The following is a 12,291-nucleotide window of genomic DNA, read 5'->3' as shown; positions in this document are numbered from 1 at the left end:
AAATTTTTTATTACGGAGTGTTTTATATGATTAGAGGATTTTTATTACTTTCAATTGGTGCAAGCTTATTTGCGAGCTCAGATTATGTACCTTTTAGCAAATTTTCAAAAGAAAAACAAGTTGAATATAACTTTATTAAAATTGAAAAAAATAGTAATGAAAAAATTCCAGAAGTAAAAAAAATCAAGAAAACACAAATTAGAAATTATAAAAAAGCTAATGAAGCAAATCTAATTAAAAAAAGTCAAATTAGAAAACAAATATCTCAAAATACTGTAAATATTAAAAACAGTGAAGCTATAAAAGAATATAAAAAAGAAAATATTTTAAATACTAATATTAAAAACACTCAAGACACTTTTAACAAAAACTTTTCAATAACTCCTAGACTTACTTATTCATATATGCAAGTTAACGGATATCATTCTGGTAAAGTAGATTTAAAAGATGAAGATAATGTTGTTATTCCAGAAATTTCTATTGAGTATAAAAATAATATTGTAAAAGTTGAAGGGTTTAGTACAAAAACATTTTATGATAATGTAGTAATTGGTGGAGAAGATTTATATACAAAGGCTTCTTTGTATAAATTATCTTATTTATATAAGTATCAAAATGCAAAATTTGGTTTAGCATACAATAGATATAAAATAAAATGGAATTATTTGTATAGTGGTTTCTACTTTTATGGTGATGACAAACAAAATTTCCCTTCAGCAGAATTACATCTTAATAATTCTGATGAAAATCTAAAAGTTGAATACGGTTTATCTTATGGAAGAAATTCTGATGTAAAATATGCTTATGAATATTATATAACTTTAGGATACAAAATATTTAAAAATGATGATTTAGTAATTCAGGCAGGTTATAAAAATAGAACAATTGATAATGATGGTTCTAAATTTGAATTTGCAGGACCCACTCTAACTTTAAGTAGTACTTTTTAATATTAAACATTACAAAATGTAATAATTTTATATACTATAAAAAACTTTTAGCTATAATCATAATAATTATAGAAAAAGGTTTATTTAAATATGGAAGATATAACAATTTGGCATAATCCTAGATGCTCAAAATCAAGAAATGCATTAAACTTAATAGAAGAAAAAAATATAAATAAAAAAGTATTTAAATACTTAGAAGAAAATCCTTCAAAAGAACAAATCACAAATATTTTAAAATTGTTAAAAATTAGTGCAAAAGATCTTTTAAGAACTGGTGAAAAAATCTATAAAGAATTAGATTTAAAAAATATCGATAATGAAGATGAATTAATTACTGCAATGTACGAGAACCCAAAATTAATTGAAAGACCGATAATTATAATTGGTAATGAAGCTGTAATTGCTAGACCTATTGAGAACTTGGAGTTATTATTAAAGAAATACACGTAAAACAAATAAGAATTAGATATATAAGGGTTTTAGAAAAATTCTTTACAAGAACTGTATCTTTATTAAAATTAGAAAATTTTGATCATGAATTATTTAAAAAAAGAACTTTGAAAAATTATGAAGAGATGCAAAAAGCTGAAGAAATAGAACTTTATTCATCATATATGACAGATGTAAAAAACTTTATAGAAAAAACTATGCAATTTGTAAATGAACATTCAAAAACTTTTGAAAATGAAAGAGCAATTTTACTAAAAGATGCAAATCTTTTACAAAAAGAGAAAAAAAGTCAGTCATATAGTAAAGATAAACATAAACATAAAAAATTTAATGATGAATATTAATGGCAAAGCAAGAAGAGTATAAAAGCTTCAAACTCACAGGAGTTATAAAAAAAGTTCTTTATACAAATGAAGAAACAAAATATGTAATCGCTGTTTTAGAAAACAATCAAAAAATTTGTGGTGCATATTTTGATACTGAAATAGAAAAAATTGTAGGTGAAGAAGTTGTATTAAACGGTAATTGGACTACACATAAAAAATATGGAGTTCAATTTGAATTTGATACTTTAGAGCTCAAAGAAGCCGAAATATTCTTTTTTCTTACAAAAATTGTAAAAGGTGTAGGCAAAAAGTTTGCACAAGAACTCTTAGAAAAATATACTGAAGATGAATTAGTAAAAATATTAAACGACAATCCTGAAGAGCTACTAACATTTAAAGGCATCAAAGAAAAAAAACTTAATATGATTGTAAACTCTTGGCAAAAATTTAAACACTTGCGTGAATTAGGTTCTTTTCTTGCAAAATTTGGAGTGACTTCAAATTTAATTACAAGAATTTACTCATCACTTGGTGAAGTAGATAACTTAATTGAAAAAATCAAAAAAAATCCGTATCTTTTAATTAATATAAAAGGAATTGGGTTCAAGCGTGCAGATGAAATTGCAAAAGCTTTAGGAATTGATCCTTTCTCCCAGTTTAGAATAATGGCATGTTTAAACTATACTTTAAGAGAATATTGTGACAACAATGGTAACTCATCAATTGATAAATCACATCTGTACAAACTTTTAGACGATTCCTTACGTTTTAGCGATAAAAATGATTTATACGAAGAGTCACTTACAAAAATGCTTGTTGAGGAAGAAATTTTTGTTACAAAAGAAAATCGTTATTCTCCTTCTATTCTGTATTATGCAGAAAAAAGAACTTTAGAATTTTTTCAAAGAAGACAAAATGATTTGAATCGTAAAATAATTGCTACTTTTGATGATTATTTAGTAAAAAAGCAGCTTACTTTAGGTTTTGAGTTAAGTAGTGAACAAAAAAAAGCAGTTGAACTTGTAAATGATGGACATAAAACACTTTTTTTAATTGGATATGCAGGAACAGGTAAATCTACATCAAGTAAGGCTATTTTACAACTATTAGAAGAAGTTGTTTCTTATGACGATATTATTACAATTGCTTTAAGTGGAATTGCATCACAAAGGATTTCTGACACAACAGGCTATAACTCTGCAACCATTCAATCACTATTGGTAAAACATAAAGAAAAAGATTTTTTCCCTTATAAAGTTATTTTACTTGATGAAGCTTCAATGGTAAATTCAGTAACTTTCTATCAGATTATTTCAAAAATTGATGATGATACAGTTTTTATTATAGTTGGTGATGATGGTCAGTTACCTGCTATTGGTGCTGGGAATATCCTTGCTGATTCAATTAAATATGACTTAGCTCCTATTTGTAAATTAACAAAAATATATAGACAAAATGAAAACCAAGCAATTGCATTAATTGCTAATGATATTAGAAAAGGTGAAGTCCCAAAATATAATGAAGAGTATGAAGATTTTAAGTTTATTAATGTCTCAATTTCAAATTATTATGCACAAAAAAATTCTAACTCATCAAATGAATTTGCTGATATTAGAGGAGAAAATTCTGAGTTTATATTAAATAATATATTAAATATTTCAGCAGGTTATATTCAAGAATATTTTGATTTAATAAAAGAGAAAAAAATAAATAAAGCACTTACATTATTTCAAGTGATTACGCCTATGAAAGGTGGTTTGTTAGGTGTTGAGAATCTAAATATGCAGTTACAAAAACTATTTAATCATACAAAAGGTAAAGCTTATGCAACTAAACTTTATGAGTATAAAATAACTGATAAAGTAATACATATTAAAAATGAAAACATGAGAGCTCAAACAATGAGTATGTATAAAAATGGTTCAAGTGATTTTTTAGAAAAAAGGGTGTTTAATGGACAATTAGGACTTATTATAAAGCTTGATTTTGATGAAAATAAATGTATTGTTTTATATCCTAATGATGATATGGTAGTATTTTATGACTTGGATAATGTCTCATCTTTATTATCTTTAGCATATTGTTTAACAATTCACAAAACTCAAGGAATGGAGTATGAAAATGCTTTAATTCCAATGAGTTTTTCTCACTATATTATGCATAATACTAAGCTACTTTACACAGCAATTACAAGAGCTAAAAAAATGTGTTTTATTGTTGGTGAAGAAGAAGCATTTGTAAGTGCTTGTAAAAAGTTAGAAATAACGATTAGAGAGTCAGTTATAAACGATTTATTATCTAAGCCAGACATTAAAAATAAACTAATAGATCTTTAACTAAAATACAAGCAAATCTTTAGTAATATATCTAAAATTTTTAAGAGGATTATATTTAATGATTACGTGGATGCAAAGACATAAAAGATGGCTTGTTATTACTATTTGGATAAGTACCATCGCATTTGTAGGAGCAGGCTTTGTCGGCTGGGGTTCTTATGATTATGGAAAAGAGGGTGGAACAGTAGCTGTCGTTGGAGATAGAGAAGTTTCAATAGAAGAATATCAACAAGAGTATTCAAACCTTTATGATCAATATTCAAGACTATTTGGTGAAACTTTTAACGAAGAAATGGCTAATAAATTAAATTTAAGAGATGTTGCTTATAAGCAAGTTATTCAAAAGAATTTAATTTTATCGTATGCTGATACTTTAGGTTTAGATATTACAGATCAAGATATTGCAAAAGAATTGTTAAAATATAACGCATTCTTAAAAGATGGAAAATTTGATAAACCAACATATATCAAAGTTTTGTCTCAAAATAGAACAACACCTGTAAAATTTGAAGAATCATTAAAAAGAAATATTTTACTTCAAAAAGTTCAAACATTATTTGATGTTACTCCAAACAGTGTTGAAGTTGAAAACTTAACAAAATTACTATTTGTTGAAGATGACATTACATACAAAATTTTAGAAGCAAAAGATATTATTGTAACTCCTACACAAGATGAATTAAAAAAACATTGGGAATCAAATAAAAATGCTTATATGTCAGAAATTTCTTATGAATTTCAAACAACTGAAGTTCCTGTTGTATCTGCTAACTCTTCAGAAGAAGATATAAAAAAACATCATGCAAAGTTTAAAACTGATTACAAAAAAGAAGATGGAAAATTAAAGTCTTATGAAGAAGCTAAAGCTCAGGTTATCAAAGAGTTAGATGCTAGATTTACTAAAAAAGAAGCTTTAAAGAAATATCTTAAAATTAAAAAAGATGAAGAAAAATTAACTTCATCAGCAATTCTTGACCAAAGTAAGCTTAAGTTTAATGCTGAAAACAATCAAAGAATTATTGCAGCAAAACAAGGAGATTTATTAAAACCATTTTTACAAGATAATAAATACATTATCGTTAAAGTAGTTAAGATTAATCAATCAAAACCTCTTTCTTTTGAAAAAGCTTTAGAAGATGTAAAAGCTTCGTATGAAGTTGTTGCAAAAGATAAAAAGCTTGATGAATTAGCTAAAAAAGAGTTAGAAAACTTTAGTGGTATTGAAGCTAAAAATGTTTCAAGACAATCAATTGATAAAATTACTGGTTTAAGTCCACAAGAAGCTTCTAATTTCTTAAGTCAATTATTTCAAGTAAATGAAAAAACTGGAACTATTAAATTAAATGGGAAGGTAGTACTTTACAAAATCAATGCTTCAAAATTAGGAGCTAATGATAAAACAAAAGAAGAATCAGTAAAAAGTACACTAATTCAACTACAAAGTGAAGAATTAATGAATAATCTAGTAAAAAGACTAGAAAATACTTTTGAAATTCAATCTTCTATAGAAACAAAGGAATAAAATTGAATAATACTCTTTTAGCAATTGATATTGGTTCATCTTCTATAACAGCAGTTATAGCAAAGCATGATTTAGAATCAAATATTAATATCCTTGGTACTGGCTTACAAAAGAGTGAGGGTGTTAATAAGGGTATAATTATAAATATAGAAGAAGCTTCAAAAGCTATAAAAGATGCAATAAATATAGCGAAAAGAAGTACAACAGAGGTTATTGAAACTTCAGTTGTTTCTATTTCAGGTAGTTATACAAAAAGTATTCGAAGCTCAGGTTCTGTAAATGTTCCTAATGGTTTGATTACTGAAACTGAAATCAACCAAGTAATGCAAATGGCCCTTTATAATGCAACTATTGTTCCTGAATATGAAGTAGTTCATGTTGTACCTATTTTCTTTAAAGTTGATGATTCTGTTGATGTTGATAATCCTCTTAACATGAATGGTTCAAGACTTGAAGTTTCAGTTTATATTGTTACTGCAAAAAGAACAGCTCTTACAAATATTAAATCAGCTCTTAAAATTTCAGGTGTTGATATTACTAGATTTGTTTTAGATGGTTATGCATCAGCTATTTCTGTTTTAGATGAACAGCAAAAAAAGTTTGGAGCAACTGTAATTAATATAGGTTCTACAACAACAGAATTTGTATCTTACAAAGGAAGCTCACTAATCTTTAATGGTTTTATACCAGTTGGTTCTAACCATATTACAAATGATTTATCTGTAATGCTTCATACTCCTCCAGCAGCTGCTGAGAAAATTAAAACAGAATATGGTTCTTTAACAAAAAACTTTTCTGCTTCAAATGAACTTGGTGTTACAAAAGTTAAAATCCCAAGAATTGGAGATGAAGATACTCACTCTGAAGTTGCATTAGATTATATTCAAACTATTATTCATGCAAGAGTTGAAGAAATTCTTGTACTTGTAAAAAACAAATTAAAGAAAAGCGGTATCTTAGATAATGCTGGTTCTGGAATTGTAATAACAGGTGGTATGAGTAATTTAGAAGGTATAAAAGCTTTAGCTGAAAAAATCTATGATGGAATTCCAATTTCAGTATCAAACCCTAAAAATATTGAAAATGGATATATGAGTTTTGATGATTCACGAATGTCAACAATAGTTGGTCTATTAGTTTATTCTCTAGGAATTAATAGAAACTACGAATTAGATTCAAGTAAAAAATTAATGAAACCAGTGAAGAAACAACAGGCTATTGTTGAAGAAAAAACAATAAACAATAATTCAATTAATACTAAATCTGAATCAAATGAAAAATCAGATTTAAGCTTAAAAAATGATGACCCAACAATTTTAACACCTCTTAGAAAAGATAATAAAAAAGGTGTTTCAAAATTTTGGAGTAAAGTATCGGAGTGGTTTTAATGGATAATTTATTTAAAGTGGATGATATAAAAGTGGATATGCCAAATAAAGTTTTATCAGATAATGTAGCAAAAATTGCAGTAATTGGAGTTGGTGGTGGTGGTTGTAATATGATTAACCACATGATTAAAGAAGGTTCTCATAAAATCGATTTAATCGCAGCTAATACAGACCTACAAGTACTTCATATTTCAAAAGCTCCAAAGAAGATTCAACTTGGACTTAAACTTACTAAAGGTTTAGGTGCAGGAATGAAACCTGAAATTGGTAGAGATTCAGCTGTCGAATCATACGAAGATATAAAAACTGCACTAAAAGGTGCTGATATTATTTTTATTGCTGCTGGTCTTGGTGGTGGTACTGGAACTGGTGCTGCTGCTATTATTGCTAAAGCTGCAAAAGAAATAGGAGCATTAACTGTTTCTGTTGTTACAAAACCATTTACATGGGAAGGTAAAAAAAGAGCAGGTTTAGCAAATCTTGGATTAGAAGAACTTAAGAAAGTATCTGATTCAATTATTGTAGTACCAAATGATAGGTTATTAGAAATTATTGATGAAAATGTTGGAATGAAAGACGCTTTCAAAATTATTGATAATATTTTATTCCAAGCAGTTAACGGAATGTCTGAAGTAATTTTAAATCCAGGAAATTCAGATATTAATACAGATTTTGCTGATGTTAAAACTATCATGCAACATCGTGGTATGGCTTTAATGGGAATTGGTAAAGCTAAAGGTGAAGATGCTGCTCAAAGAGCATTAGAAGATGCTATTGACTCTCCTTTGCTTGATAAAGTATCATTAAATGGTGCAAAAGGTATTCTAATTCACTTTAATATTCATCCACAAGTGTCATTATTTGCTATTAATGATGTTATGGGAACTATAAATGATAGAATGGATTCAAATGCTGAGATTATTTTTGGAACTACATCTGATTCAACGCTTGAAACTGATGAAGTTAAAATAACTATCGTTGCAACTGGTTTTGAATCTAAAAACGATGAACATGAAGAAACATCTGAAAGTTCAGAAGATGGAACACAAAGTGCAATTTCTACTGATGATGATAACTATTTAGATGTACCACCTTTAATGAGAGACTACGTAGTACAATATCAATTTTAAAAAAGAAGAAGAATTAATCTTCTTCTTTTTTCTCTACAATAACAATATCAAAAGACGTTTGTTGCACAACAAGTGCTTTTGTATCTGGAACGACTGCTAAATTATTTATATTTTTAATTTTTGTTTTATATGTATGTATTTCTTCTTCTAATAGGCTTATTTTCTCATTTAACTGTAAAATCATATCAACACCTGCTAAATTAACTCCAAGTGTTCTAGTTAGTGTTAGTACATACTTTATATGATCTATATCTTTTTGTGAATAAAGTCTAATTTTACCATTTGTTCTAGAAGGAGTTATTAAACCTTCTCTTTCATATTGTCTTAGTGTTTGAGGGTGAATATCTAAAATCTCTGCAACGGCTGAGATTAAAAAAACTGGTTCAATATAACTATTTGTTTCCATAAATCAATCCTTTTAATTCTCAGGAAGTTTCTCTTCAAGAATTTTTACAAACTCTTCATCTAAGTCATCAATCTTTGGTAATACTATATTTGCTTTTAAATATAAATCACCTTTAACACCTGCTTTTCTATTTAAAACACCAAGTTCTTTAACTCTAAATTTTTGATATTGTTTAGTGTTTTTTGGAACTTTTAATGTTATTGTTTTGTGAATTGTTTTTATTTCAATCTTTCCACCAAATAGTGCTGTTTTTAGAGGTATATCAAAAGTTTTGATTAATGTATCATCTTCTCTTTCATATTCAGGACTAGGAGCAACATTAATTTTTAAAATTAAGTCACCTCTTTGTCCTTGATATGCTTTACCTTTTCCTTTTGCACGTATTTTTTGACCATCTTGAATCCCTTCTGGAATTTTTATATCAAATGAATCATTATTTAATGAAATATGTTGTTTTCCACCTAAAATAGATACATCAAATGCAATTGTTATTTGTGCACTAGTATCTAAATCTGGTTCATTAAAGCCTCCAAAACCACTTTGAGAGAAACCTCCACCTCCAAAGCCTCCGCCACCACCGAACATTTGTCTTAGCATTTCATCTAAATCTACATTTGAACCTTGTCCTTGTGCAAAATCATGGAAGTTTTGACCACCAAACATAGAGTCTCCATGTTGGTCATATTGTAATTTTTTTTGCTCATCACTTAATACTTCATAAGCTGCATTTATTTCTTTAAATTTATCTTCTGCTTTTGGATCTTTATTCACATCTGGATGATATTTTCTTGCTAATTTTCTATATGCTTTTTTTATTTCATCAGCTGATGCATTTTCATTTACTTCTAGTGTTTCGTATAAACTTTTCGCCATATTTTTTCCTATATTATTATAAACTATTTCTTTTTTAAGTCTTAATTATATCTAAAACTTGAGTCAAAGTCAATCAAGGTTTGAAATATATTTAGCAATTATACTACTATTTTGATGATTTAGTATGAAAAACTTTAGTGTTTAAGCCTTATTTTCTATGTATTTAGTTAGGATTTTATTAATTAAAATTAAATGGATTACAATGTTTGAAAAAGATGAGTGGACTCAACAAGAGTTATATAAATACTCAAAACAGCTAGAAGATAAAAACATTAAAGTAGTTTTAATAGATACAATATTAAAACCACTTGATAAAATTGAAACTATTACTTATAATCCTTATGAAATGAAATTGATGCCTAAGGGAACAGTTTTCGTGTTTTATTGTGATACTGGAAAAACAACAAAAGAAAGACTCAACTTTTATAAAAAGAAATTCCCTGATTATAAATGTATTAGCTTAAGGGGTGGAAGAGGGTATTGGCGACCTAATTATCAATTATTAGAAGAATTGGATAAAAATGCTTAATAACTATGAAGAATTTGACTATGTTATAGTAGGAGCTGGAATTGCTGGATGTAGTACGGCATATTTTTTATCTAAGTATTCTAAATCTGTTTTATTAGTAGATAAAAATAAAGAAATAGCCTTTGGAGCAAGTGGAGCAGCTGGTGCTTTTTTATCTCCACTTTTAGGAAAACCAAATGTATTTAAAGATTTAATAACAAAATCTTTAAAGTTTTCAACTAGCTTTTATAAAGAAATAAATAGTATATCTTTTCAAAATAATGGGGTGTGTAGAATACCAAAAAATGAAGAAGATAGAGAAAAGTTTAAATCATATATTCCATATATGGATTTTGAATATAAAGCTTTAGATGATGGATATTTCTTTGATATTGGTTCTTGGATTAATCCTAGTGAAGTTTGTAATTTATTAGTTGAAAATATCAAGAAAAAGCTAAATTATAGTATTGATACAATTATAAAAGAAGATGATGTTTGGTTTTTAAACAATGAAATAAAAACAAAAAATCTTATACTTTGTACAGGTGCTAATACAAAATTAATAGAAGAAAAATATTTTGATATTAGAGCAGTTTGGGGTCAAAAAATTGATGTTTTATCAAGTACTTGTGTAGGTTTTAACTACCATAAAGCATGTTCTATATCTAAAGCTGTTAAAACAGATAAAGAAAACCTTTTCAAGTTATCAATAGGTGCAACACATCATAGGTTTAATTGCAATAAAGATATTTGTAATTATTGTGTTGAAGTTGCAAACCTTAACAATGATTGTTCTAAGTGTTATACAGAAAATATAGTAAATCAAGATTGCCAAGAATTAATAAAACTAGCTAATAATATTGTAAAACTTAATGATGTAAAAGTTGTTGATGTTAAAATAGGTGCTAGAGCTTCAAGTCCTGATTATTTTCCAATGTTAGGGAAATTGATTGATTCAAAAAAGAGTTTTGAAAAGTTCCCACATTTAAAAAATGGAACGCATATAAAAGAAAAAATGCTTGATAAAATTGAAAACCTTTATATTTTAAATGGTGTAGGTGGTAGAGGTTTTGTATTATCACCATATTTAGCAAATGAATTAGTGGAGCACATAATAAATGCTAAAGAAATTGATGAATCAATCTCAACTTATCGTTTATTTAAAAGATGGGCTAAAAAACAAAAAAATAATTAATTAATAGGAAAAATAAGAAATGATAAATACTTTGAAAATAGTTTTTTTAGGTGTAATTGGATTTGCATTATTAGTATACTTAACTGCACCAGAACAAGCAAATTTAGATAAAAATGTGAATGCCAAATTAAATACTGCATCCTTTCCAAAGCACTTTGAAGTTATTGGAATCTCAGGTTACGCAAAAAAAGCTGATTTATTCAAAGATGGTTTAGAGAAATATATTATTGTTTTAAATCATGATGCCTTGTCTTTAGTTGAAACTTTAAAATTAAATACTAGAAAAGACATTGTTTTACTTGCAAACATTTCTAACACACCTTGGTTTATAAAAAAACTTGCGGTTAATGGAAAACTTGCAGAGTTAAATCAAGGCTCATCAATTCCGATGATTAATGATACAAATGGTGAATTAATAAAAGCATTAAATCTTTTTGATGATACACAAACAAAATATTTTGTGTATAAAGTTAATAAAGATAGTTCAATTGTAAAAATTAGTGAAGGTGAAGTTAAAGAGGGTGCTTTAGAAAATGGTCTTAAAAAAGAAGAGATAGATAGATATATAGCTTCTTTGCTATCATCATTAAAATAATACTATAAATAAAGACTAATCACTATTTATAGTGTCTGTAATTAATAAATCTTTTAAAAAAAAGTCTTGGTATTATAATAAATAATGATAAATAAAATAAAGAAGCGATCATTATTAAAAATGAGTGTGCCAAGAAAGGTAAGTCTATAAATATCTCATTAAAAAAACTAGATAAATAAGTAATAGGTGAGATAAAAATACTTGTAATTATTGGTGATATTTGAAAACCAACAAAAAGTGCAAAAAGTAGTGTGGCTATTGCAAGTGTAAAAATAAATATTTTCATTAATAATCCTTTATATTTAATAAAGTACTTTATAATATAAAAGTTTATTAATTGTGTAATTTAATATAGATATATTGTTTAGAATTTTTAATTATAAATTTTTATAGCTAATATACCTTTTATAAAAATGAGGAAATCCCCAGCCAATTAGTACATACGGAAACCATAAATTCTCATAGTTTGTACTAATGTTTATAATAATTAGAAAAATATTTATAAATAAAAAGTAAATTGTTTTTTTATCATTTTGTAAATAGTTTAAGAAATTAGTATTAGATGTATTGTCTTTTTTTATAAAATTACCATCTTTAGGTTCTAAATATTTT

Annotated in this window: 14 protein-coding genes; 10 read left to right on the top strand and 4 right to left on the bottom strand. The window is 26.6% G+C overall.

Annotated elements, in window-relative coordinates:
* The first annotated feature begins 26 nt into the window (after positions 1 to 26).
* The 7 genes from LPB137_RS08715 (at position 27) to ftsZ (ending at position 8,102) form a co-directional block, all read left to right on the top strand.
* On the top strand, positions 27 to 950 hold the full coding sequence (locus tag LPB137_RS08715; protein WP_076087117.1) for a hypothetical protein: 924 nt from the start codon (positions 27 to 29) through the stop codon (positions 948 to 950).
* Positions 951 to 1,040: 90 nt separating this feature from the next.
* Positions 1,041 to 1,400 (top strand): arsenate reductase (glutaredoxin), encoded by a 360-nt coding sequence (gene arsC / locus LPB137_RS08710; RefSeq protein WP_076087115.1) that lies wholly within the window; start codon positions 1,041 to 1,043, stop codon positions 1,398 to 1,400.
* 107 nt (positions 1,401 to 1,507) lie between these two features.
* Positions 1,508 to 1,744: a hypothetical protein gene (locus LPB137_RS14620; RefSeq protein WP_228144656.1), complete on the top strand. Its 237-nt coding sequence runs from the start codon at positions 1,508 to 1,510 to the stop codon at positions 1,742 to 1,744.
* Entirely contained in the window at positions 1,744 to 4,062 is a 2,319-nt protein-coding gene (locus LPB137_RS08700) for an AAA family ATPase (RefSeq protein ID WP_076087111.1), read from the top strand. The genes LPB137_RS14620 and LPB137_RS08700 overlap by 1 nt, the downstream gene beginning before the upstream one ends.
* Before the next feature lie 58 nt (positions 4,063 to 4,120).
* The gene (locus LPB137_RS08695; protein WP_076087109.1) at positions 4,121 to 5,584 is read left to right on the top strand and encodes a peptidylprolyl isomerase; all 1,464 of its coding nucleotides are present in this window, start codon (positions 4,121 to 4,123) and stop codon (positions 5,582 to 5,584) included.
* A gap of 2 nt (positions 5,585 to 5,586) precedes the next feature.
* Positions 5,587 to 6,972, top strand: coding sequence for a cell division protein FtsA (gene ftsA, locus LPB137_RS08690; RefSeq protein WP_076087106.1), 1,386 nt, complete (start codon positions 5,587 to 5,589; stop codon positions 6,970 to 6,972).
* A complete protein-coding gene (gene ftsZ / locus LPB137_RS08685) occupies positions 6,972 to 8,102 on the top strand; it encodes a cell division protein FtsZ (protein ID WP_076087104.1) in 1,131 nt (376 codons plus the stop codon). The genes ftsA and ftsZ overlap by 1 nt, the downstream gene beginning before the upstream one ends.
* A gap of 13 nt (positions 8,103 to 8,115) precedes the next feature.
* On the opposite strand, the gene LPB137_RS08680 is transcribed toward ftsZ, so the two are convergent.
* Together LPB137_RS08680 and LPB137_RS08675 are read right to left on the bottom strand one after the other, a co-directional pair.
* Positions 8,116 to 8,508 (bottom strand): heat shock protein transcriptional repressor HspR, encoded by a 393-nt coding sequence (locus LPB137_RS08680; RefSeq protein WP_076087102.1) that lies wholly within the window; start codon positions 8,506 to 8,508, stop codon positions 8,116 to 8,118.
* Positions 8,509 to 8,520: 12 nt separating this feature from the next.
* Positions 8,521 to 9,381: a DnaJ C-terminal domain-containing protein gene (locus LPB137_RS08675; RefSeq protein ID WP_076087100.1), complete on the bottom strand. Its 861-nt coding sequence runs from the start codon at positions 9,379 to 9,381 to the stop codon at positions 8,521 to 8,523.
* 202 nt (positions 9,382 to 9,583) lie between these two features.
* Between LPB137_RS08675 and LPB137_RS08670 the strand changes: the two genes are divergently transcribed.
* Genes LPB137_RS08670 through LPB137_RS08660 form a run of 3 tightly spaced genes read left to right on the top strand, consistent with a single transcriptional unit; the run spans position 9,584 to position 11,679 of the window.
* Positions 9,584 to 9,910 carry a type 1 periplasmic-binding domain-containing protein gene (locus LPB137_RS08670; protein ID WP_076087098.1) on the top strand — a complete coding sequence of 109 codons (327 nt, stop codon included), beginning with the start codon at positions 9,584 to 9,586 and terminating at the stop codon, positions 9,908 to 9,910.
* Complete coding sequence (locus LPB137_RS08665; RefSeq protein WP_076087096.1) at positions 9,903 to 11,084, top strand: FAD-dependent oxidoreductase; 1,182 nt, start codon at positions 9,903 to 9,905, stop codon at positions 11,082 to 11,084. Before LPB137_RS08670 ends, LPB137_RS08665 begins: the two co-directional genes overlap by 8 nt.
* 19 nt (positions 11,085 to 11,103) lie before the next feature.
* Positions 11,104 to 11,679 carry a hypothetical protein gene (locus LPB137_RS08660; protein WP_076087094.1) on the top strand — a complete coding sequence of 192 codons (576 nt, stop codon included), beginning with the start codon at positions 11,104 to 11,106 and terminating at the stop codon, positions 11,677 to 11,679.
* Between the two features lie 22 nt (positions 11,680 to 11,701).
* Here the strand turns inward: LPB137_RS08660 and LPB137_RS08655 are convergent, their stop codons facing one another.
* Positions 11,702 to 11,965: a hypothetical protein gene (locus tag LPB137_RS08655; protein ID WP_076087092.1), complete on the bottom strand. Its 264-nt coding sequence runs from the start codon at positions 11,963 to 11,965 to the stop codon at positions 11,702 to 11,704.
* A 91-nt stretch (positions 11,966 to 12,056) separates the two neighbouring features.
* The gene (locus LPB137_RS14800) at positions 12,057 to 12,197 is read right to left on the bottom strand and encodes a hypothetical protein (RefSeq protein ID WP_420041079.1); all 141 of its coding nucleotides are present in this window, start codon (positions 12,195 to 12,197) and stop codon (positions 12,057 to 12,059) included.
* Positions 12,198 to 12,291: the final 94 nt, after the last annotated feature.

It is taken from the genome of Poseidonibacter parvus (genome assembly GCF_001956695.1).
In the GTDB taxonomy this organism is placed as follows: Bacteria; Campylobacterota; Campylobacteria; order Campylobacterales; family Arcobacteraceae; genus Poseidonibacter; species Poseidonibacter parvus.
Note: the sequence above shows the minus strand (reverse complement) of the source record. Positions and strands in the feature narration are given on the sequence as shown.

Bases quoted from the DNA above. Each gene is read 5' to 3' on its own strand.
- LPB137_RS08695 (WP_076087109.1), top strand. From the start codon at position 4,121: ATGATTACGTGGATGCAAAGACATAAAAGATGGCTTGTTATTACTATT.
- LPB137_RS08700 (WP_076087111.1), top strand. From the start codon at position 1,744: ATGGCAAAGCAAGAAGAGTATAAAAGCTTCAAACTCACAGGAGTTATA.
- LPB137_RS08655 (WP_076087092.1), bottom strand. From the start codon at position 11,965: ATGAAAATATTTATTTTTACACTTGCAATAGCCACACTACTTTTTGCA.
- ftsZ (WP_076087104.1), top strand. From the start codon at position 6,972: ATGGATAATTTATTTAAAGTGGATGATATAAAAGTGGATATGCCAAAT.
- LPB137_RS08665 (WP_076087096.1), top strand. From the start codon at position 9,903: ATGCTTAATAACTATGAAGAATTTGACTATGTTATAGTAGGAGCTGGA.
- LPB137_RS08670 (WP_076087098.1), top strand. From the start codon at position 9,584: ATGTTTGAAAAAGATGAGTGGACTCAACAAGAGTTATATAAATACTCA.
- LPB137_RS08660 (WP_076087094.1), top strand. From the start codon at position 11,104: ATGATAAATACTTTGAAAATAGTTTTTTTAGGTGTAATTGGATTTGCA.
- LPB137_RS08715 (WP_076087117.1), top strand. From the start codon at position 27: ATGATTAGAGGATTTTTATTACTTTCAATTGGTGCAAGCTTATTTGCG.
- LPB137_RS08675 (WP_076087100.1), bottom strand. From the start codon at position 9,381: ATGGCGAAAAGTTTATACGAAACACTAGAAGTAAATGAAAATGCATCA.
- LPB137_RS08680 (WP_076087102.1), bottom strand. From the start codon at position 8,508: ATGGAAACAAATAGTTATATTGAACCAGTTTTTTTAATCTCAGCCGTT.
- arsC (WP_076087115.1), top strand. From the start codon at position 1,041: ATGGAAGATATAACAATTTGGCATAATCCTAGATGCTCAAAATCAAGA.